The sequence below is a fragment of the Xanthomonas sp. 3075 genome (genome assembly GCF_014197275.1).
GTDB classification, from domain to species: Bacteria; Pseudomonadota; Gammaproteobacteria; order Xanthomonadales; family Xanthomonadaceae; genus Xanthomonas; species Xanthomonas campestris_B.
On sequence record NZ_JACIFI010000021.1, the window covers coordinates 1 to 21389 of the forward strand.

General features: G+C 58.1%; 14 protein-coding genes and 2 pseudogenes. 9 read left to right on the forward strand and 7 right to left on the reverse strand.

The features are described from left to right. Positions 1 to 76: 76 nt before the first annotated feature. Genes GGR62_RS16940 through GGR62_RS16950 form a run of 3 tightly spaced genes read right to left on the reverse strand, consistent with a single transcriptional unit; the run spans position 77 to position 2153 of the window. Complete coding sequence (locus GGR62_RS16940) at positions 77 to 574, reverse strand: hypothetical protein (protein ID WP_260306249.1); 498 nt, start codon at positions 572 to 574, stop codon at positions 77 to 79. Further along, positions 571 to 1317, reverse strand: a complete 747-nt coding sequence (locus GGR62_RS16945) for a hypothetical protein (protein WP_184409019.1) — start codon at positions 1315 to 1317, stop codon at positions 571 to 573. Before GGR62_RS16945 ends, GGR62_RS16940 begins: the two co-directional genes overlap by 4 nt. 2 nt (positions 1318 to 1319) lie before the next feature. Next, positions 1320 to 2153 (reverse strand): vWA domain-containing protein, encoded by an 834-nt coding sequence (locus GGR62_RS16950; protein ID WP_184409020.1) that lies wholly within the window; start codon positions 2151 to 2153, stop codon positions 1320 to 1322. Between the two features lie 633 nt (positions 2154 to 2786). On the opposite strand from GGR62_RS16950, the gene GGR62_RS16955 reads away from it, so the two are divergent. From GGR62_RS16955 to GGR62_RS16975, 5 genes are all read left to right on the forward strand, one after another. Then, positions 2787 to 4103 (forward strand): hypothetical protein, encoded by a 1317-nt coding sequence (locus tag GGR62_RS16955; RefSeq protein WP_221229313.1) that lies wholly within the window; start codon positions 2787 to 2789, stop codon positions 4101 to 4103. Then, positions 4085 to 4561 (forward strand): three component ABC system middle component, encoded by a 477-nt coding sequence (locus GGR62_RS16960; protein ID WP_221229315.1) that lies wholly within the window; start codon positions 4085 to 4087, stop codon positions 4559 to 4561. The genes GGR62_RS16955 and GGR62_RS16960 overlap by 19 nt, the downstream gene beginning before the upstream one ends. Beyond that, the gene (locus GGR62_RS16965) at positions 4558 to 6567 is read left to right on the forward strand and encodes a DUF3732 domain-containing protein (RefSeq protein ID WP_184409021.1); all 2010 of its coding nucleotides are present in this window, start codon (positions 4558 to 4560) and stop codon (positions 6565 to 6567) included. Before GGR62_RS16960 ends, GGR62_RS16965 begins: the two co-directional genes overlap by 4 nt. A gap of 314 nt (positions 6568 to 6881) precedes the next feature. Continuing rightward, a complete protein-coding gene (locus GGR62_RS16970) occupies positions 6882 to 8375 on the forward strand; it encodes a site-specific integrase (protein ID WP_260306253.1) in 1494 nt (497 codons plus the stop codon). 144 nt (positions 8376 to 8519) lie between these two features. Beyond that, complete coding sequence (locus GGR62_RS16975) at positions 8520 to 9983, forward strand: hypothetical protein (protein WP_139792708.1); 1464 nt, start codon at positions 8520 to 8522, stop codon at positions 9981 to 9983. 317 nt (positions 9984 to 10300) lie between these two features. On the opposite strand, the gene GGR62_RS16980 is transcribed toward GGR62_RS16975, so the two are convergent. From GGR62_RS16980 to GGR62_RS21325, 3 genes and pseudogenes are all read right to left on the reverse strand, one after another. After that, positions 10301 to 12412 (reverse strand): methyl-accepting chemotaxis protein, encoded by a 2112-nt coding sequence (locus GGR62_RS16980; RefSeq protein ID WP_184409022.1) that lies wholly within the window; start codon positions 12410 to 12412, stop codon positions 10301 to 10303. Between the two features lie 456 nt (positions 12413 to 12868). Further along, positions 12869 to 13594: pseudogene (locus GGR62_RS16985) on the reverse strand (FAD-dependent monooxygenase); the annotation flags it as partial. Between the two features lie 6 nt (positions 13595 to 13600). Next, positions 13601 to 13777: pseudogene (locus GGR62_RS21325) on the reverse strand (MarR family transcriptional regulator); the annotation flags it as partial. On the opposite strand from GGR62_RS21325, the gene GGR62_RS20965 reads away from it, so the two are divergent. Together GGR62_RS20965 and GGR62_RS16990 are read left to right on the forward strand one after the other, a co-directional pair. Beyond that, positions 13763 to 13954 carry a hypothetical protein gene (locus tag GGR62_RS20965; protein WP_221229327.1) on the forward strand — a complete coding sequence of 64 codons (192 nt, stop codon included), beginning with the start codon at positions 13763 to 13765 and terminating at the stop codon, positions 13952 to 13954. The pseudogene GGR62_RS21325 and the gene GGR62_RS20965 overlap by 15 nt on opposite strands. Before the next feature lie 267 nt (positions 13955 to 14221). Next, the gene (locus GGR62_RS16990) at positions 14222 to 17080 is read left to right on the forward strand and encodes a PAS domain-containing protein (RefSeq protein ID WP_184409023.1); all 2859 of its coding nucleotides are present in this window, start codon (positions 14222 to 14224) and stop codon (positions 17078 to 17080) included. Between the two features lie 72 nt (positions 17081 to 17152). On the opposite strand, the gene GGR62_RS16995 is transcribed toward GGR62_RS16990, so the two are convergent. Next, positions 17153 to 17464: a response regulator gene (locus GGR62_RS16995; protein ID WP_260288733.1), complete on the reverse strand. Its 312-nt coding sequence runs from the start codon at positions 17462 to 17464 to the stop codon at positions 17153 to 17155. Positions 17465 to 17793: 329 nt separating this feature from the next. On the opposite strand from GGR62_RS16995, the gene GGR62_RS17000 reads away from it, so the two are divergent. Beyond that, the gene (locus GGR62_RS17000) at positions 17794 to 19308 is read left to right on the forward strand and encodes an ATPase domain-containing protein (RefSeq protein ID WP_184409025.1); all 1515 of its coding nucleotides are present in this window, start codon (positions 17794 to 17796) and stop codon (positions 19306 to 19308) included. After that, positions 19295 to 21367: a PAS domain-containing protein gene (locus tag GGR62_RS17005; RefSeq protein WP_184409026.1), complete on the forward strand. Its 2073-nt coding sequence runs from the start codon at positions 19295 to 19297 to the stop codon at positions 21365 to 21367. The genes GGR62_RS17000 and GGR62_RS17005 overlap by 14 nt, the downstream gene beginning before the upstream one ends. Positions 21368 to 21389: the final 22 nt, after the last annotated feature.

Genomic DNA, 21389 nt, shown 5'->3' on the forward strand with positions numbered 1-21389 from the left:
ATGACCCCGGCTGCTTATGCCCAACATCTGGCCAACACCGATATCATTACCCCCGGACTCTAAACCAAGCCGCTACTCAGGGCGGGGGGATGTCGTCAGGCTGAATGTCGCCATGAGCAATCTGCTGTGCTTCCAAATACGCGGAAAGAGCTGCAAGCGCCTGACGAAGCTTGGTTAGCGCAGCAGCATTTCCGTGGTTGCGTTCCAAGAACTCGGCAAGCGTGGTGCCCTGAGCCCACTCCATTTTGACGATGGGGTAGAGGTTTCCATCGATCAGGATCCCGTTAGGGATGAAATCGAACGGCAGGAAGTAGGGACTCGCAAGTTGCTTGAGTCGGAGTGCAATGGCCTGATAGCGCCGTTCTAGATCGTTGGATTTTTTGTGAAAACAACGCAGCGCAAAACGCTTGCCGCCCGTATCAACCGTATAGGTCAGTGCAAAGCCGCCACACAAAGCCAATGGCAACCCCAGTCCGGTGGTCCGCAACTGCCCGGCTCTAAGCTGTGGATCTTGAATCGCACGCGCAGGCGCTTGTAGTGCTTCGTTGTATTTCTCAAGCGATGGATAGTTCATAGATGTCCGGCGCCAGTCAACGCGGCGATGATGAGGGTGGTGTCATCCCGCCTCATGCTCCCTTTGGTTCGCTCTTCTTCGACAAGGCTGACAAGCTCTTCCAACTCTCTGACAGCATGAAGTCGTTCAAGGGCAGTGGGATCACTGCGCTCCTGGTGTTCAAGCAGCCACGCGGCTAGCGCGTCTGTCATGCACAAGAGAAGCCGATATCCATGGGTCTCATAGGGCCAAACCACCTCAGTCCAGACCCCGCTGCCATCTTCAAATAAGGGGGCATTGAGATCAGGCTTAGTGCTGATCAATGTTGGATGAAGGGAGAACTGCTCCGAGCTTTCATAGGGCGCGCACGCGAGCATCTGCTCACCATCGGTGAGTGCGGCAAACGAATCGCCAATCGCCGTGACTCTGATCTGTAACTGTTCGGCCTCGTCTTGTGCAACAAGCAGGGTGCCGAAGCTGCCGCGCTCATAGGCAGCAGCCTTCGACCAAGACAGATTTGGCGCGTCATGGAGCGCTTCGTATTGCCGCGTGGATGTGGCTATCGCATCAGACAGATTGGCAGGGTGCTCCAAGAACTGGTCCACAAGAAGCGCGGCCCAGTTCTTGGCGTCGAACGATTCGGATGCACCGTCAGACAGCACGATGCGTCCGGACGCCGCTGCCAAACGATAGGCGTCTTCATTGGCTTCCGGCGCGTCCAAATGTTTGGCAACAGAGCCGTCGAACAAGATCTGGATGGGCATGGTCAGCGCAGCTGGGCTGCTCGCGTTCCAATGTCGAAGAAGTCCACGATCTCCGCAGTCTCTGCGTTGAACATGAAGCCGCGTGACTCCATGGTCGCCTTGATTCCCTTTTCCTGAGCAGCTTGTTGCAAGTGCGGGGGCAGGGGGCTCGACATCCGGAAAAGGAGTTTGGCGTAGTTGTCAGACAGACCAGCGTCCGAGATCGGGAAGGTCACTGGATCGCCACCGCTAGCGCTTACGTGCAGGTTGAACAGCAAAACATTGCCGTCATTCGTGGCAATTTGTTGGAGTTGCTGGGCAAGGCCCTCCGGATCACCGTCTGTGGATTCGCCGTCAGTGACATGGAGAACGGTGGGCGGATAGCTGTCTGGATGCGCATCGCACCAGGCCACAAGTTCAGCGGCTGCGCTGGTGATGGCATTACACATCGGGGTGCCGCCAGAGGCGCGTGCTTCAAACCAGACCGGGAACTTGATGGACTGGCTGACCAAGCCACCTGCGCCATCGTCGACCCGCTTGACTCGGTCTTCAACGCGCAAAGGACTGGCTTCGATTTGAGAGATTGGGTGGAGCACGGTGTGCGAGAGGGCGCCCGCCAGACCATTCTGCGCGTCCGAGTTTGAGTAGCCAAGCACACCGACTTCGAAATAGTTGCGCGTTCCCTCCGATTTGGTGCAACGCGTGATCAGCGTTGCAAGTGTGCGGTTGAGCACGTCAGAGACGAATTGAGCTTTGGACTTACCATTCGTCATCACTTCCTGCATGGAGCCGGATTGATCGACCAAAAACAGAAAAGCGGTTGGGCTAGTGCGGCTAATCTCTGCGGTATAGCTCATTAGAACTCCTAAAAGGCGAGCTAGAAGACTTCTAGCTCTTGCGAGATATCATAGCGCCAGGCCCTCAGAGCGTTCAGGCTTGACTTGTGACCGTTAGCCCACATTTTTCTCACGTCGATGTATTCCATTCTCTGGTTCGTGGCCAGATCGGCTGAGAAAACTGCCTGGAAGTCGGTCCGCCTCTGTTTTTGGGTAGGGCAAAGGCCGGATAGCTAAGTGTCCCGAAAGACAAAGGCCTGGGCTGTGCTTGAGCTCGGTTATGTGCTTCCGCCAGGCGAGTGACGGAAGGGCGCTGGGGCGACAGATCATGTTCTGATAGCCAACGGTCAAGATGCTTCTATCGCTCCCGCACGGTCTTGTTACTTAAATGACGCGAAGTCGTGGTCAATCGCTTATGGCGCACCAAATGGCGTTATCGGCGGCGAAGAGGAAATCTAAAGCTGGAAAGCAGCTGTGTGCCCTTCCTCTAGAATGGCCTTGTATGCCTTGGTAGAGTGTAATAACTTTCTTCCCTCAGCCATCTTGTGGAGGTGCGGAGTAAGCCGTGCCTCACTCTGAAGTGCGAATGGATGGGCCTTTAGGCTCCTACTACCTCTACTCTGCGGATGACGAATAAAAGAGGACTTTTTTTTCATGTCGTCAAAAAGTATCGCTACGTCTGGTCAGGGGCTATTGCCGCTGGATCTCCCCGGCCTCTCCGCGCAGGCCGAGAACGAGGTGAGCGTGCGCCCTAAGCTGCCAGTTGATGCCACTCGGCTCTTAGAAGCGCTGAAATATCAAGTGCACGTAGCGATAGACTATTGTCATACATTGCAACCCGATGATGTTCTATGGATTGAAGTGTTTGGTGACGTAACGGTCGAGGGGCGAGAACAAGTCGAGGTCAAGGACTACAGCGGTGATCTTACTGACAATCACGAGAACCTCTGGAAGACGCTCAAAAACTGGTTGAACGAAGACTTTCCACACCAGGACTATGCTTCTTTGGTGCTGCTTACAACCCAGGAGTTCGGCGCGCGCGCGTCGATCCAGAACTGGGAGGGCCTAGACTTGGATCAGCGTCTAGAAGCCTTGGAGAAGATCCATAAAGATGCTGAAAAAAGGTATGCGGACCGTTCTACATCCCGAGACGGCGATAGTGCAGTTATGTCCGAGTCCAAAGCCAAAGCAAGAAAGGGCAAGCAAGAGCACATACCAGAGGTCTTGAAATTCCAGCGGCTCGTTATGGCCCCAGGCATGAGGGAAGCATTAAAGCAAGTATTGGCCAAGGTGAAGTTGATTACCGACCAGCCTGACCTCCTTGGGTTGATTGATCAATATAAGAGGAGGTATCTGAGGGCTGTGCTATCGCACCGACAAGACGAGTTCCTTGATGATCTTTTCGGGTTCATGACCAATGCAATGAAGATGACTGAGGGATGGAGCTTCACCAGCGCGCAGTTCAGTTCGAAGATCGCGGAGCTCACCAAACGATACATGGTTGGCACCGTTAAGTTTCCGCGTATTGATGCCGGCAAGGTAGGATTAGAAGCACAGGAAGCCAGTATGCGCGAACGGCTATATGTGAGGAAGTTGGAAGAGATCGGAGCTGATAAGCGCACAATCGGACAGGCCACGGTTGATCGTCTCTCCGCAGATAAATATATTGCGGAGCTATACAAGGATTGCGCGACGTCGCGTGAAGATGTTGAAGAATACAGCAGCAGTCACCTCCAATTGCATTGCTCTTCTCGCCTCTCCTGGATTGACCGCAGTCCTCCTTTGCCTAGCCACTCTGAGCGTCAGAGAAATTCCCGCGCGTTTTACCACGAGACCTGCGCTAGGCCCGTAGTCGTATTTGGGAGCTATGATTTCACGCCAGTTGCCTTTCGCAATGGTGTCTATCATATGTTGGCCGATCAAGACTCCGGGGATTCTCTTAATGATTTCCAGTGGAAGCTTTGGGAATGACACCTAGGCCAGTTGAACATCTCTATACACTTCAACGGTCACCGTTTGCGTTGGCGCCGGTCATTCATGAATTTTACGACGGTGCTGCTCCTCGCGAGCGGGGCTTGCTGCTCAGCTATTTGGTTCTGCCAATGGTTTTGTATCCGACGACGCAAAAATATCTTGTTGCTGCAAATAGCAGAAGTAGTCTTCGCACTCTTTGTAATGATCAGTCCAGGCTTGTCGGTCTTGTTCATAACACTGCCCGGTTCAAGGCGCTGACCCATGCTTCGCTGCTCGTTCTAAAAGCTGAGCGGAGCATCGAGATAACTGAAAGTTTGGCAGTGAAGTCCGTTCGTGAAGTTCGCGGAGTCAATGCGGTCGAAGAGCACCTGGCTGCGGCTAGGCGACTTTCCTTAATTTTTTCGGAAGCGGATGTCGTCTCCATTTACAGGATGTTGGGGTTCAAGTCACTATGAAATGCTTTATTCGCTACATCGGCGTTGTTGACACGGACGGCGATCTTCATCAAGTAAAATTCGAGCCAGGCCTTAACGTCATTACGGGAAAGTCCTCTACCGGTAAGAGTGCAATTCTCGAAATATTTGATTATTGCCTTGGCAGTAGTGAGGACACGATTCCGGTTGGAATCATCACGGAACGCGCAGAGAAATTTTTCGTGGTGTGGCAGTTCCCGGGATATTTTTTGGTGGCTGCACGAAGGAAAAGGTCGGATCATGGCTTCTTGCTTGAACAGCAAGGCACTGATCCAGATGCACTGATGGAGTTAATTGAACAGCCTGCAGCGTTCTTTGCTTCAAAGCACTTCATGCCATTGGCTGAGTTCAAGAAGAGCCTTGGTCGCTATTTCTCAATCACATTGGCGAACATTGACGAAGATCCCTATTTCAAGCTTGCCGGCAGAAACAAGGCTGCTACCCCCTCCGTGCGAACCTTCTCTTCGTTCATGCTGCAACATCAAAACCTCATTGCCAACAAGCATGCGATATTTTATAGGTTCGATGAGAGGGAAAAGCGCGACCAAGCAATCAATCACTTCAAGATATTTATGGGTCTTGTGGATGAGGCTTACTTTGATCTTTTCAAAGAACACGAAGTTGCAAAGTATGAGTTAAAAAAAATCCAGGCTCAGATACCTAAGCAAGCCCAACGCAGGGAAGCTGCAATTGGCAGATACAGAGATCTCTTGGCTCAGTTTAAAGCATTGGCCGGAGTGGATCTAATTGAGGCTACCGCAGAGCAGATCTATTCGCGCCCCTCTCTTCTACTGAGCCAGATCTATGGGCGACAGGTCAGAATTGATGTGCTATCCAATGAGATTGAGGTCAGAAGAGAAGCACTGAGTCGCAAACGGACCGAGGCGCTCCTTGAAAAACGCGAGTTGCAAGGCCAGCTGAGGCTTGTGTCAGAAGCTGTTGGTTCCGCTACGCAGTTTAGCGTGGACATGAAGACAGACAGATCACCTGATTCGACTGAGCTATTTGAAGCCATTTGCCCAATCTGCGAGTCTCATACGTTGGCACCGGCGACTGAGGCAAATAAGCTCGTAGATGCGATTAACTGGCTGAATGGTGAGCTCAGACTGTCGACCTATGCGCGTGAAAGCTTTGCAGCAGAAGGGCGAAAAGTTCAGGAGAAGATCAGTGATATAGATGATCGGCTGCGCTCAATCGCTGCCGAAATGAAGCCAATTGACGAAGAAGCTAAAAGGCTCGATTCGTCGAGATCAATTGACGAGCAGGCCACTAAATCTAAATTGTTGCTTGAGATTGCAATTGAGGATCAGTTGGATAAGCCGGAGTCCGAGCTTTCCGCGCAGGCTAAGCGCTGGGAAGAGGAGGTCACCCGCGTGGCTCACTTGTTGGCACAATATCGGGCTGATAATAGTCTCGCTTTACTGAGTGAGAGTATCGATGCAAAATTGCGCGAGTTCGGCGATCTCTTTAGTTTTGAAGACACTTACAAGCCTTCGAAGCTGCGCTTCGATATTGAGACCTTTGAGCTTTGGTATCAGCAAGATGAAAAAAGCCGTGTCTATCTCCGTTCTATGGGAAGTGGAGCGAACTGGCTCTACTCACACTTGGCTCTTTTCTTGGCGCTGCATTACCACTTTGCGGCTGAGGCAAAGTGCAAGATCCCACCCATCCTATTTCTAGATCAGCCTACTCAGGTCTACTTCCCGACCGCCCTGGATGATGCCGAGCATTTCGACCCCGAAGATCTGGCTAAGCAGTCCAGGCGCGAGACTCGGGTTGACGAAGACATGAACGCGGTGAACAACATGTTTACCCAGCTCGCCAGGTTCTGTGATCAGACTGCAAGGGACACGGGGGTGATGCCGCAAATTATCGTATCTGACCACGCAGACAAGTTGACCTTGGGAGACGGCTACGACTTCAAGAGCTTTGTTCGCGCTACTTGGCGAACAAGGGGCTTCATTGCCGAAGGCACGGCACCAAAGTGACATCAGTAGTTCAGGGCAGTAGCCCTGACTCTAAATCGGGCGGACCTTATTGGTTGCCGCCCGCCCGCTAGGCTAGCCCCCCAATTTCTGCTAACCATCAACAGTCACGTTGCCTGTTTTGCAGCGGTGGGCGTATTCTTTAGGGACATACACTAGGACACGGCTCGGTTGGTGTTTTGCAGTCAGATCAATGAGTTAGGGTGGAGAACGTTTAGTCCCACTCTCTCCGCCACTCCTGCGTAAGTTGTTGATTTCAAACAACAAAAAACAGGGCTGACAGATGCGGGTGAGGCACAATTCGGGGCACATTCCGAATGAAGCTACCTCACTACCTGACCAAGACGGCCTCAGGCCGCTATGTATACCGTCAGCGCGTTCCGACTGACCTGCGGAAGCTGATCGGGCGCGAGTTCATCAAACGAAGCTTGGGACACAACCTCTTGGATGCCCGGCAAGCCGCTTTGTGGCTTGCCTCGCGATATGCTGCGGCTTTCAAAGCAATGCGTGGGCAAGGTGTGGCGAAGATCACCGTCGATGAAGTGCTGAAAAATCTTGCCGCGCAAGGTTCTCGGGCCTATGAGATTGATTTGCCGAATGGCTATCGATTAAAGGCCAACGATGAGGCAGATCACGCAAGAGCAATGGAAGCAATAGCGGCCATTGGTCAATTGCATCAGCCAAAATCAGCTGATCCAGCTGCTATGACAGTGGCTGAAACGATTACCTTAGGGGATGCTAAAACAAAGTGGCTGGCAAGTTTGGAGGCCGTCACAATTCCTAAAACCTTAGCCATAAAAAAAACAGCGATCGAAGATTTGACCTTCTATCTTGGATTGCATCGTGATGTGCATACGATTGGAAGACCTGATTTGGCAAGGTTCTATCAACATTTGAGAGATAAGGGTAATTCGACGCCCGCTATTTATAATAAGCAATCGTATCTGGGGAAAACTGGTTTTTTTGCCTGGGCGATGGCTTCGGGATATTATCCGAAGGGTGATAATCCAGCTACTGACCATATTAAATATGGGGCAAGGGAAAAGCGTCAGCGCAAAAAACTCGGCTTTAAGAGTTTTACTGCTGAACAATTGCTGGCAATTTATTCGTCAATCAATTTTGAAAAAATGTCACCCGGTGCCCGCTGGGCAAGCGTCTTGGGACTCTACACTGGCGCAAGAGCCTCGGAAGTTGGTCAATTGTTGCTGACTGATGTTGCCAAAATTGATGGAGTTCTAGCCATCAAAATTGGCGATGAAGGAGATGGGCAGAGGGTTAAAAATGAGTCGAGTAATCGGATCGTGCCAATCCATCCCGATCTAATTAAGCTGGGTCTATTGGATTTTGTCGAGGTGCAGCAGAAAAGAGGGGAGACCCGTCTTTTCAGTCAAGCAGACCCCAAGGCAAAAAATGGTGCAGGAAACTGGATCTCCAAAGCCTTCACCCGCCATTTGGTCACAGTCGGCTCCGATTGGCCGGAAGCTAAGCGAGGGTTTCACTCACTCAGGAAGACCGTTATCCAAGAGCTACAAGGGGCGGGGGTTGCTTCCGAGTTGAGAGCGCAATTGGTGGGTCATGAGCTTGATGACGAACACCATTCGACTTATAGCCGTGAATTTACATTGGCAGAAAAATTAAATGGAACCGGGAAATTCCCGGGATTGTCAGTGCTGAATTATGGTTTGGATTTGGAGGCTTTGCGTTCATTGCTGACAGCAGCTGTAAGCAAGCGAACCGCAAAAGTGCCTGGGCGCAAATCAAGTTCAGCGGCGCGCTTGCGCAATAAAGCTGCGACCTCCTTGTCAAGATAAAGATCGAGGCGATCCATTTCTTTTCTTCGATTTATTAGCGATCCGGACATCCGGATAATATAGATAGAAAATTATTTAGCGCAATATCTATTGGCTTCCGGATAATTTGAGGGATAATATATCTAAGTCAGATCGGCAATACCCTTGAACATTTTTTCAGCAGCAGCTTTGGGCTTCAAAACATTGTCGGACGGTTTCAAACCGTCCGACAATGTGGGGAGTGACCAAAATGGCGTTAGCCGTTTTGGGCGCTCCCGTGTCCGAAGCGAGAGCGAAGGACACACGACCCGAAGCGAAAAGCGTAGGGTCGGTGAGGATGGCGGGAGCCAGCCGAACAGTGAGAAAGGCGAGAGCCTTTCGAATAGTGCGCACGATATCCAATTGTCACCGGTAGGTGGCGATTGGATGAGTAAGCATGCTTCTGCGCTTCGGGAGCGTGCAACGCGTGCCCGCCTGGCATCGCAAAGCGATGGCAAGGCGTGGACGCTGCACGCGGACCGCCAGACGCGCAACATCCTCGACGACTGTCCAAAGCGAGACATCAGCAATGAGACAGCAGAGAAGTATCGCCGTGCCTATGACAACCTGCGCGCATCAGGCAAAACCGCCTTGGAAGCCGCCTCTACCCGTGCCCACTGGGATTTCCTACGGACCGCGACACGATATTGCTTAGAGCAAGACACCCGCGCTTGGCGTGCTGCTTCTGAGGTGGCCAGAAAGGCAGGGCAACTAGAAAAAGCCCAATACTGCACCGAGCAAGCTTTTAATATGGCAGCGGTTTTAGATGAGCAATTTATGCAGCCTCATAGGAAGACCTGGGCTCACAAGGCTGCAAAATTGAAAGAACAAGGCATTCGTCCAGTGTCCAAATCCAAGCGATCAACCCGCGCACCGTCACCAAATTTGGCGACGGTCGCACTCATTGCTGGAAACAAGAAAGGGACAAAATTGGTAGAACGCCACGCGGAACGCTTGGCAGTTTTGTCCCTGTTTGGGGTGAGGCCAGCAGAACTAAAAAAGGGCATAAAATTAAAAGTAACCGAAGGCGGAAAATATTTAACCGCTGAGGTTTTAGGGGCCAAGTGCAGTGATGCGCATAATAGAGGGCAAGAGGTCCGGGTCATTCGTGTGCCAGTCAAAGGAAGCGCAGCCCAAGCATTGGCAGAGGAAGTGGCCAAGCACGGGAAGGCCTGGAAAATGCAGACTTCCGATGCCGATTACAGAAGCCTGAACCGAGGACTGGCCTCATCAGGATTGTCTTGCTATTCCTTCCGTCACCAGGTCGGAAGTGAACTAAAAGAAGCCGTTTCAACCGGTGCGATGACAGCCGCAGAGGCAGCAAAAACTATGGGCCACCGATCAACTGAAAGCTTGTCGTATTACGGTAGCCGTAGCAAATCGGGTGGCGGGAGAACAATGCAGGCCAACGCGACCAATGAGGTTCGTGTGGAGCCTGTGTCATTTGCAGCGCGTGCCGAAGCACGCGCAAAAACAGGGAATGGACGCATTCGCGTCACCCCAACGCCGCAAGCACGGCCCAGGGCCGTGCCGAAGGCGGCCCGAGCCAGATCGGCTGCCCCTCGTCCCAAGCCTCCGCGAATAATGTAAGCTTCGCGAGGGCACGAACCAGGGCACATTTTCGGGTTGTGTTTCACTTGCAAATCAGAGAGATGGATTGGTTTCTACTTTCTCCCACTCTCTCCGCCAGGTCTCGCAAACCCCCTGATTTATCAGGGGGTTTTGCTTTTCTGGGAGAGCATCAGGCAGGACACGAATCGGGACACAACCCGATGCGAATTCCCCAGCATCTCATCCGCTCTCCCGCTGGGCGTTGGTCCTTCCGCCAGCGATGACCCAACCCCTAAAAACAGTCGCATCGTAACGTAGAAACTTGCCCGATATGGGCCCCTGTCATTCGATATCGATTACACCACCGCGACCTTGACCTTGAACACCTCAACAGCCCGCATGAGTTGGGTGGAGTGCTCTTCCAGCGAGTGTGCGGCGGTGCTCGCAGCTTCGACCAGGCTGACGTTTTGCTGGGTGGTTTCGTCCATTTGGGCGATGGTCTGGTTGACCTGTTCGATGCCGCTGGCCTGTTCCTGCGAGGCGGCCGAGATGTGGCCCATGATGTCGGTGACGTGCTGGACGCTGGTGACGACCTCGCCCATGGTGGTGCCGGCCTTGTGTACCAGCGCAGAGCCGTCGGCCACGCGTTGCACGGAGTCGTCGATCAGGCGTTTGATTTCTTTCGCGGCATCCGATGAGCGGTGCGAGAGCGTGCGCACTTCCGAGGCCACGACAGCGAAGCCGCGTCCTTGTTCGCCTGCGCGCGCGGCTTCCACAGCAGCGTTGAGGGCGAGGATGTTGGTCTGGAAGGCGATGCCGTCGATGACCGAAATGATGTCGGCAATGCGCCTGGACGCCGCTTCGATACCAGACATTTTTTCCACGACCTGGCCGACCACATCGCGACCTTCCGAGGCGATCGAAGCTGCGCCGAGTGCGAGTTGATTGGCGCGACCTGCATGCTCGGCGTTCTGTTTGACGGTGGACGTCAGGGCTTTCATCGACACTGCAGTGCGCTCCAGGCTGGCTGCCTGCAGTTCGCTGCGTCGCGCCAGTTCCTGGTTGCCTGTGGCGATATCTTCGGCGGCAAAGTCGATGCTGTTGGACGTGGTCTGGATATGCGTGACGATATCGGTGAGGCGGTGCACGGTGCTGTTGGCGTCGTCGCGCATGGAGGCAAAGACGCCGTGGAAGTTGCCGGACATGCGCACGGTCAAATCGCCATCGGCGACCGAGTGCAGCAAGTCGGAAAACTTGCTCAGGTTGCTGTCGGAGGTGCCCATCATGGTGTTGAGGTTTTCGACCATCAGGCGGAAGTCGTGCTCGAACTTTTCCGGCTGGCCGCGCAGCGCGAAGTTGCCGGCGCATGCCGCCTGGGTGAGTTGCTGGATCTGCACGTTGATGGCGCGCAGGTTCTGCTTGACCTGCTGCATGGTAGCGGTGATGGCGGCTTTTTCGCCGGGATACTGCTCGATTTCCGGTGCCAGATCGCCGATGGCATAGCTGCCCATGACCTCGGTGATGCGCAGCTGAGTCTGCACGTGCGCATGCACCAACGCATTGGTGTCCTGCACCATATGCGCATATTCGCCGGGAAACTGCTGCGCGTCGGTGCGGTAGCTGATCTCACCTGCGTCGTGACGGGCGGCCATGTGGCGTTGCGCGGAGATCACCTCTTGCAGGCGACGCTGCATCTGCTGCATGGCGCGCAGCAGTTGTCCGGATTCGTCCTTGCCGGTCGTGATGTCCTGGCTGCGCAAATCGCCGTCGTTGATGCGCTCTGCCAGGCGCAGCGATTGACGCAGCGGCAGCACCACGCTGCGTGTCAGCAACCATGCAATCGTCGCGCCCAGCAACAAAGCGATTACCGTGGAGATCACCATGAGCATCGCAAAGCCGCGTGCGCTGGCCATGGCATCCTTGGCCGCTTCGCCGTTCTTGGCTTCCTGCAAGTCGATAAAGGCGTTGATGCTGGCCAACCAGGCGATGAAGGCGGGACGTGCCTCCTGCAGCAGGCGTTGCTCTGCGTGCGGTTTGTCTGATGCATCGCGGAACGCGCGCACTTGCGCGATCAAGGGAATGGTGCGTTGCTCGATGGCCTTGATCTGCTGGAGAATGGCGTTCTCCTTCGTATCCGAAGACGCCGCGATCATGTCGTCCAGCGGCTGTGCAGAACGTGCGTAGTCCGCCGCCAGTTTGTCGATCGATTGCTCGGCGGCGCGGCGGTCTGCCGGGTTGTCCATCAGCACCACGTCGCGCAAGGCGATCGCGCGGTCGTGGACGCTGCCGCGGAAGTTGATGGCATAGCGTTGCTTGACGCTGTTGACCTGGTTGATGGCAGTGAGTTGCTGGTCGATGCTCTGTACGCGCTGAATACCGACGACGGTCAGCATCACCATCAGCACGATGATCGCGAGGAAGCCAAGCGCCAGGCGCTGACCGATGCGCAGATTCGAAAAGAAGGACATAGGGGTTCTATCGGTGATCCGACTAGCGGGAGAGCGGGGAATTCCCGGCGACAGCAGGGAGGCGAAGGCACTCGGGACACCAATGCGTCAGCAGCGCTAGCGCTGCTACGGACGTGTCTCGACGCGTTGGTTAGCGACCGCAACCGCAGGAAATGAAACGGTTGGGTTCGTTTGATTCAGGTGCGGTTGCTCTGGGTCCGCTGGTTGCACGCATCGCGCCACGATCAGGCGCGCCGCTGTATGTGTGTGTCTGCAACCCGCTATTGGTGCGGATCTTCGACCGCCGTGTAATCGGGCGTGCGCCGACGCGCGCGGTGCAATGCCGTCAGCCCGCCAGGCGAGGCGGCGTTTGCAGATGAGTCAACGCGTCTGCGGGCAGCCGTGGAATCAGCAGGGCAGGGGCGCCCCAGCGTGGCAATGCCCTCTGCCGCAGGGCATTGCCGTCATCGCGTTTTGCTATCCGCAGCGAGGGCACTGGCGATTGTGCAGTGGTCGGTTTCGGTCGTCGCCCGACAGATTTGGTGCCTCGATCGACGGCGTCATCAGCGTTGCGGAGGAATTCTGTACGCTCGGCCGACTGGTGGATTTCAACCCGCCCTGCAGCAGCCGAATGCCGAGCCGGCCATGTGGGTTCATCAGTCGCGGCCCGATTTTCGGGACGCCCTGGCCTTGTTCGACCATCGACCGCATGGCGGCGGCGTAGGCGGCAAATGCGCTCCCCAGGGTGTCGTTGCAGGCGATCTCGTTTGCCAGGACATACCCGCCGGTAACCGCCAACGTGGTGCCGATACCGGCCAGCGGTGTCGCGCACCAGGCTGCATCGCCGGTCAGTGCCACACGCCCCTTGTGCCAGCGTTGCACGCGCACTTGCCGCAAGGCAGCGAAGTAAAAATCATCGGTACTGTTCATGCCATCCAGCACACGTGCCGCCTGCCAGCCGGCATCGGCGCAGCGCGCGTGCAGATAGGGTTTTTGTTGTTCGACGCTCCACTCCTGCTCGCCTTCGGGCTGTTTTTACAGACAGCGGATGGCGCGTGCGGTGCCGTGCCGATCCGGCCGTAACGAAATGCTGCGGCCGCCAGTGGCGTGATGCCAGCGCCACAGACGGTCGTCGTCGGGGGGGCGTGCAATGGTGAAGTGGGCGATGGTCAGATCCATCCACCGCGGGTCGTTTTCGCCGGGCAGGTGGCGTTGCAACATCGGGCCTTTCCAGGACAGCAGCATGATCGGGCCGATCAATGTCAACGAGACGCCATGCGGCGGCAGCTGTGCATCGACCAGCCGATTGAAGACCCGTGTCGCGTGATTGGCCAGGTAACCCGGTGCCACCGCGGCCAGGGGGATGAGTTCATGTCGATCCTGGATGTGCGCAACCGTGCAATACCTTGCGGCCATTGCGCGATTTTATCGGCGCCGCACGCGCACCGGGCGTCCTTGATCGTCCTGGTGCTGCGGTCAGGGCGGCAAGGCGTGGTCGTTGCCTTCCTGCAGGCTGCTGGCGCGGCGACGCTGCTGGCCTGGACGCGTGTCGGCCGGGCTTGATGCCCATCGTCACAGCGGTCCTGTACCGTAAGATGGTGGGCCGGCGCGAGACTGCGCGCGCCTGCTGGATACCGTCTCCCCGGATGGGACGCGGCTGACGGCTAGCCGCTTTCGCAGGCGCTGGGCACGGGTGGTAACTGATCTCTTTCAATGGTTCGAAAAGATGCACGACTGGTTGATGGGTAATCTGGCCGCAATCTGCGCTGCATGCGCGCATGGCGATACGCGCCGGGAGTGCGGCAGGTTCGTTGCGCGGCAGCACGCCGCATGAGCACGGCGTTCCCGCATGGCGACAGCGCCATGGCGCAGGAGGTGCGTGCGTACGACTGGACATCCACGCCGTTGGGGCCTTGTGCGCAATGGCCATCGGCGCTGCGCAATGCGGTCAATCTGCTGCTCAGTTCGCCGGAAAGCATGTATGTGGTGTGGGGCGAGCAACTGATCTTCTTCTACAACGATGCTTACGCCCCGATCCTGGGGCCGCGGCAAGCGCAGGCCTTGGGCGCGCCGTTGCGCGAGCTGTGGGCCGATGCCTGGGAGGCGGTGCGTGCGCCGGTCGAGGACGCGTTTGCCGGGCGCGCGTCGCGCTTCGAGGAAGTGCCGATCGGCATGAACCGCTACGGTGCGCCGGAAGATACCTGGTGGACCTTCTCGTTCTCGCCGATCTACCTGGACGATGGCCGCGTGGGTGGCGCGTTCTGCGTTACCAACGAAGTGACCGATCGCAAGCTGGCGCAGAACCGCCTGGCCGATGAACATGAGCGGCTGATCCGGTTGTTCGAGCAGGCGCCGATGTTCATGGCCTTCCTGAGCGGGCCACAGCACCGGATCGAGTTCGCCAACCCGTGCTATTCGCGCCTGATCGGCCACCGTGACGTGATCGGACGTCCGCTGGCCGAAGCGCAGCCCGACGCGGTCGAACAAGGGCATTTGCAGCGCCTGGACGAGGTGTATCGCTCCGGGCGCGCGTATTCGGCCAATGCGCTGCCCTACAACGTGCAGTCGGTGCCGGGCGGGCCGATAGAGCGGCGTCTGCTGGATCTGGTCTATCAGCCGATTGCCGGCGCCGATGGCGCCGTCTCCGGCATCTTCGTGCAGGGCCTGGACATCACCGATCGCATCAGCCTGGAGCGCGCCGTGCGCGAGGCCGAGGTGCGCAACCGGCAGATCCTCGACAGCGTGATGGACTACGCGATCATCGCCACGGATCTGCAGGGTCTGGTCACCACATGGAACGAGGGAGCACAGCGCACTCTGGGCTGGAGCGAGGCCGAAATGCTCGGCAAATCGCTGGAGCGCACCTTTACCCCGGAAGACGTTGCACGCCGGCAGATCTTGATCGAGGCGGCTGCCGCGCTGGAAAGCGGCAGCGGCATGGACGAACGCTGGCATCTGCGCAAGTCCGGCGAGCGTTTCTGGGCCAACGGTTCGTTGATGGTGCTGCGCGACGAAACCGGCGCGGCGATCGGCTTCGTCAAGGTGCTGCGCGACCGAACCGCCGAGCGGCTGGCCAGCGAGGCGCTGCGCAAGAGCGAGCGGCGGCTCGATGCGCTGGTCCGTGCGGCGTCGCAATCGATCTTTTCGGCCAGCGCCGATTGGCGTGAGTTGCGCCAGTTGGTGGGCGATGGCGCACTGCGCGATGCGCTGCCGGCCACGCCTTACTGGCAGCAGGACAGGGTGCACCCGGACGATCGCGCGCGTCTGGCGCAGGCGATTGCCACCGCGATTGCCGACAAGACCGGCGTGGATATCGAATACCGCGTGCGCGGGCCCGCGCAGAGCGTCGGCTGGACCTTGATGCGCGCGATTCCGTTGCTCGATGAGCGCGAGCAGATCGTGGAGTGGTTCGGGACTGCGGCCGACATCACCGATAAGCGCATGGCCGAAGAACAGCTGCGCCAGCTCACCGAAACCCTGGAAGAGCGCGTGCGCGAACGCAGCGCCGCGCTGTTGCTGGCCGAAGAAAAGCTGCGCCAGAGCCAGAAGATGGAAGCGGTCGGGCAACTGACCGGTGGCCTGGCGCACGATTTCAATAATCTGCTGACCGCGATCAGTGTCGGATTGGAACTGCTGCAGACGCGCATCGAACAAGGCAAGTACGACCGCCTGGAGCGCTACGTGGACATGGCGCAATCCAGCGCGGCGCGTGCCACGGCACTGACCCAGCGCCTGCTGGCGTTCTCGCGTCGGCAGACATTGGCGCCGACCGCGCTGGACGTGGAATCGCTGGTGCGCGGCATGCACGACATCATCGCGCGCACGCTGGGTCCGTCGATCGTCTTGCAGCAGCGTTCGGCGGACGACTTGTGGAAGGTGCTGGTGGATGCGCCGCAGCTGGAAAACGCACTGCTCAACCTGTGCATCAACGCGCGCGATGCCATGCCGGATGGTGGCGAGCTCACCATCGGCATCCACAACCGTGCGCTGGATGACAGCGCTGCCCAGCAACTGGACATGCCGGCTGGCGACTACGTGTGCTTGAGCGTGCAGGACACCGGAACCGGCATGACCGCCGAGGTGATGGCCAAGGTGTTCGAGCCGTTCTTCACCACCAAGCCGATCGGGCAGGGCACCGGGCTGGGGTTGTCGATGATCTACGGGTTTACCCGGCAATCCGGTGGACATGTACGGATCGATTCGGAAGTGGGCGTCGGGACCGTCATGGCGCTGTATCTGCCACGTTTCAGCGGTTTGCTCGCGCACGAGGATGTGCTGGCGACGGATGCGCAACCGCAGCGCTCGGTGGCGCGCAGCCGTACCGTGTTGCTGGTGGAAGATGAAACCCCGATTCGCGTGCTGATGTCCGAGGTGCTTACCGAAGCCGGCTACCGCGTTGTCGAGACTGCCGAAGGCAGCGCGGCGGTGGAGCGCTTGCGCTCGCATGAAGACATCGATGTGCTGGTGACCGATGTCGGTCTGACTGGCGGATTGAACGGGCGCCAGGTCGCCGATGCGGGCCGCCAGTATCGCCCCACATTGCCGGTGCTGTTCGTCACCGGCTATGCGGCGACCGCTGCGGTGGGCGCAGGGCAACTGGACACCGGCATGGAAGTGTTGACCAAGCCGTTTCTGGCGGCGGATCTGGAGCAGCGCGTGGCGCAACTACTGGAGCGTCAACCGCAATGATGGCGCTTTGTGGCAGCCGGCAAACCTGGTATCGCAACCGGCAGCCTGCAGAAATTGCTCAGTCGGGTTCGCCTACAGCGCCGTTTCTACGACGCCCAGCAGGTCGCGTAATGAGAATGGCTTGGTCAGCAGGCGCATGCCGGTATCGAGAAAATCCGCGCGTTTGGCAATGGCGCCTGCGTAGCCGGTGATGAACACGATGGGCAACGCGGGGTACAGGCGGCGCGCGTTATCGGCCAGGTCGCGGCCATTCATGCCGGGCAGGCAGATATCCGATAACAGCAGGTCGAAGGGGCGCGCCGATGCCAGTTGTTCCATCGCCTGCTCGGCATCTCCCGAGGTGACCACCTGATACCCCTCGTCACCGAGGATATCGGCCGCCATTTCGCGGATTGCATCATCGTCTTCGACCAATAGAATGCGTGCGTTGCTTGTTACATCGTTCACTGCTGTCCTTGAGCACGCGCGACAACGCGACCTGCTTCAGTCGCAACGCTATCGGTGCCCATGTGATGGATGTGTGGGAGTCACAAAGCCGCCGGAGCGCAGTTGCGTGACCAGCCATACTGGCGCTCGCTATGGCCTGTCCGCTTTGAAAGAGCCCCAACGCCAGGCGCACCAAAGGGTGGTCTTGCGCATTGCGTCAAGCAAAACAAGCTGATCAGTTCAGCCCAGGGCGCCGGAGTATTACGTGCGCGTGATAAATTAACGTCATGGAAAATTCGACGCCTAAGATCGCAAATCGCATCACCACTGGGACCGAGGGGCTCGACACCATTCTGCGCGGTGGCCTGCCGCCGAATCGTCTGTACCTGCTTGAGGGCCAGCCAGGGTCAGGCAAGACCACGTTGGCGCTGCAGTTCCTGCTCGATGGCGTAGCCAACAACGAGAGCTGCCTCTACGTGACCTTGTCGGAAACCATCGACGAGCTCAACGAGGTCGCTGCCTCGCACAACTGGTCGTTGGAGGCGCTGAGCATTTTCGAGCTCGCTTCGGCCGAGGCGTTTCTGGGCGACGGGCGTCAGCAATCCATTCTGCACCCGTGGGAAATGGAGCTCGATGGCACCGTCAAGCTGATCCAGGCCGAGATCGATCGGATCAAGCCGACGCGCGTGGTGTTCGATTCGCTGTCCGAGTTACGGCTGCTGGCGCAGGATGCGCTGCGCTATCGGCGGCAGGTGCTGGCGCTCAAGCAATTCTTTGCGCCGCGCAATATCACCGTGTTTCTGGTCGATGATCTCACCGGCGAGAACGGGCAGCGCGACGCGCATCTGCACAGTCTGTGCCATGGGGTGATTTCGCTTGAGCGCATGACGCTGGACTTCGGTGCAGCGCGTCGGCGCATGCAGGTGCAGAAGCTGCGCGGTGTGAATTTCATCGCCGGTTATCACGATCTGACCATCACCACCGGCAGTATGCGGATCTATCCGCGCCTGATCGCGTCCGACCACCATGTGCCGTTTGTCGGCGACCCGGTGTCCAGCGGCGTGGAGCGCATCGATGCGTTGCTGCACGGAGGGCCGTTGCGTGGCACCAGCACGCTGCTGACCGGGCCGGCCGGCTCCGGAAAGACCAATGTGTCGCTGCAATACGTCAACGCTGCCTGCGAGCGCGGCGAGCATTGCTGCATCCTGGAGTTCGACGAGCGCACCGGTACGTTGCTGACGCGCGCGCAGAGCCTGGGCATGGATCTGCGCAAGCATCTGGACTCGGGCATGCTGGAACTGCATCAGATGGACCCGGCCGAGCTGACTCCCGGCGAGTTTGCCTGGGCAGTGCGGGCCAGCGTCGAGGAGCGCAACTGCCGCATCCTGGTGATCGATAGCCTCAACGGCTATCTGTCGTCGATGCCACAGGAAAAGCAGCTGATGCTGCAGATGCATGAGCTGCTGTCGTACCTCAACCAGAGCGGCGTCACCACGTTCTTGATCAATCCCCAGCATGGTCTGGTGGGCACGATGTCGACCGGCAACCTCAATATCTCCTACATGGCCGACACCGTCATCCTGTTCCGCTTCTTCGAGGCGCAAGGGCGGATTCGCAAGGCCTTGTCGGTGATCAAGAACCGGAGTGGCGCACACGAAGATTCGATCCGCGAATTGCGCATCGGCAGCGGTGGTATCCAGCTGAGCGAGCCGCTGGACAAGTTCCACGGCGTGCTGACCGGTACCCCGCATTTCGTCGGAGACATCGTGCCACTGCTGGATGGCCCACTTGACCACCTGTGAGCCGGACGGTTCCATCGTCCACATCATCGCGCCGTTCGGTCGTGATGCCGACAGCATTGCCGGTATCGTCGGTCAGCGAGGGCTGACGCGCCGGGTCTATGGCTCTCTGTCCGCGTTGGCAGAAGATCTGGTCGATACGTCCGGCATGGTGGTGTTGACCGAGGAGGCGATCAGCGGCGACCTGCATGCGTTGTCGCAGGTTCTGCAGCGGCAGGACGCATGGTCGGATATTCCGTTCGTGCTGCTGCGTGCGCCGCGCGGAACCCATACCGGGCGCCGCGCCGATGTTCCGCCGGAGATGACCAACGTCATCGAACTGGAGCGGCCGCTGAGTTCGGCCTCGTTGCTGAGCGCCATTTCCACTGCATTGCGCTCGCGGCAGAAGCAGTTGGTGATTCGCGACCAGATGATGCAACTTGCCGAGAGCAAGGCCGCGTTGGCGTTGAGCGAAGCCGAATTGCGCCGGGTCACCGATGCGTTGCCGGTGCTGATCGCCTTCATCGACAAGAACCTGGTGTATCGCTTCGCCAACCGCTCGTACGAGGATTGGATCGGCATCCCGCCAGAGGACGTGATCGGGCGGCCGTTGGCGGAGGTGGTCGGCCCCGACGTGGTGACCGAACGCCGTGCCTGGATCGAAGCGGCATTGGCCGGGCAGTCGTTGACGATGGAAGCGAGCTGGCCGCATGCCGATGGACGTCGCCGCGATGCAGAGATCCGCTACATGCCGCGCTTGGATGCCCAAGGTCAGGTGGATGGCTTCCACGTGTTCGCCACCGATATCACCGCACGTGCGCTTGCGATGGAGTCGATCCAGCAGCAGGCCAGCCTGCTTGAGGTCAAGGTGGCCGAGCGCACGGTCGAGTTGCAGCAGCAGATGCAGGCGCGCGAATCCAGCGAAGCGGCGTTGCGTCAGGCGCAGAAGATGGAAGCGGTGGGCCAGCTCACCGGTGGCATTGCGCACGATTTCAACAACATGTTGACCGGCATTTTGTCGGCGCTGGATCTGGCGCGGTTGCGCATCGATCAAGGCCGCACCGAAGGGTTGGGACGCTTTCTGGACGTGGCCTCGGCCTCGGCGTTGCGAGCAGCGGCACTCACCCAGCGCCTGCTGGCGTTTTCGCGCAGGCAATCGCTGGAAGCGCGGCATCTGCATTTGAATGACCTGGTGGTGTCGCTGCAGGAGTTGCTGATGCGCACCCTGGGCGAATCGGTACGCCTGGAGACGGATTTGTGCGCAGAGCTGCCGCAGGCCTATGTCGATGAAAATCAGCTGGAAAGCGCGCTGCTCAACCTGGCCATCAATGCCCGCGATGCGATGCCCGATGGCGGGCAGCTGCGCATCACCACCCGTCATCTGCTGGTGGACGCACAACCGCTCGAACTCGGCCGTGGAGTGACGCTGGCGCCGGGCAATTACGCGGTGGTGTCGGTTGCCGATACCGGGACCGGCATGCCGGTGGACGTGCTGGAGCGGGTGTTCGAGCCGTTCTACACCACCAAGCCGATCGGGCAGGGCACCGGTCTGGGCATGTCGATGATCTATGGCTTCATGCAGCAGTCCAACGGACAGGTCTGGGTGGAGTCGCAGATCGGCGTGGGCACCACGGTCAGCCTGTACCTGCCGGCGGGGGTGAACTCGCACACCACGTTGCCGCAGCCGCAGGCCGGTGCGGTGCTGGCCGGGCAAGGCCAGCAGGTGTTGGTGGTGGAAGACGACGAACAGGTGCGGCTGCTGGTCACCGAACTGCTCAACGAGCTGGGCTATCAGGCCGATGTGGTGGCCGACGCCGATGCGGCGCTGCCGATCCTGGCCTCATCGCGACGGATCGACCTGCTGGTGACCGACGTGGGCTTGCCGGGACTCAACGGGCGCCAGCTGGCGGAAATTGCGCGGCAGTCACGTCGCGATCTGCCGGTGATCTTTATGACCGGCTATGCGGAAACCGCGCGTGATCGCGGCGAATTTCTCGCCGAGGGCATGAGCATGATCGCCAAGCCCTTCACGCTGGGAGAATTCAGCGGCAAGTTGCAGGAAGTGCTGGGCCCGTCGGCCTGAGTTTGGTGCGCGTTCCATCGCG

Bases quoted from the DNA above. Each gene is read 5' to 3' on its own strand.
- GGR62_RS16995 (WP_260288733.1), bottom strand. From the start codon at position 17,464: ATGGCGGCCGATATCCTCGGTGACGAGGGGTATCAGGTGGTCACCTCG.
- GGR62_RS16990 (WP_184409023.1), top strand. From the start codon at position 14,222: ATGAGCACGGCGTTCCCGCATGGCGACAGCGCCATGGCGCAGGAGGTG.
- GGR62_RS16940 (WP_260306249.1), bottom strand. From the start codon at position 574: ATGAACTATCCATCGCTTGAGAAATACAACGAAGCACTACAAGCGCCT.
- GGR62_RS16980 (WP_184409022.1), bottom strand. From the start codon at position 12,412: ATGTCCTTCTTTTCGAATCTGCGCATCGGTCAGCGCCTGGCGCTTGGC.
- GGR62_RS16965 (WP_184409021.1), top strand. From the start codon at position 4,558: ATGAAATGCTTTATTCGCTACATCGGCGTTGTTGACACGGACGGCGAT.
- GGR62_RS16970 (WP_260306253.1), top strand. From the start codon at position 6,882: ATGAAGCTACCTCACTACCTGACCAAGACGGCCTCAGGCCGCTATGTA.
- GGR62_RS16955 (WP_221229313.1), top strand. From the start codon at position 2,787: ATGTCGTCAAAAAGTATCGCTACGTCTGGTCAGGGGCTATTGCCGCTG.
- GGR62_RS16950 (WP_184409020.1), bottom strand. From the start codon at position 2,153: ATGAGCTATACCGCAGAGATTAGCCGCACTAGCCCAACCGCTTTTCTG.
- GGR62_RS17000 (WP_184409025.1), top strand. From the start codon at position 17,794: ATGGAAAATTCGACGCCTAAGATCGCAAATCGCATCACCACTGGGACC.
- GGR62_RS16945 (WP_184409019.1), bottom strand. From the start codon at position 1,317: ATGCCCATCCAGATCTTGTTCGACGGCTCTGTTGCCAAACATTTGGAC.
- GGR62_RS20965 (WP_221229327.1), top strand. From the start codon at position 13,763: ATGTCGATCCTGGATGTGCGCAACCGTGCAATACCTTGCGGCCATTGC.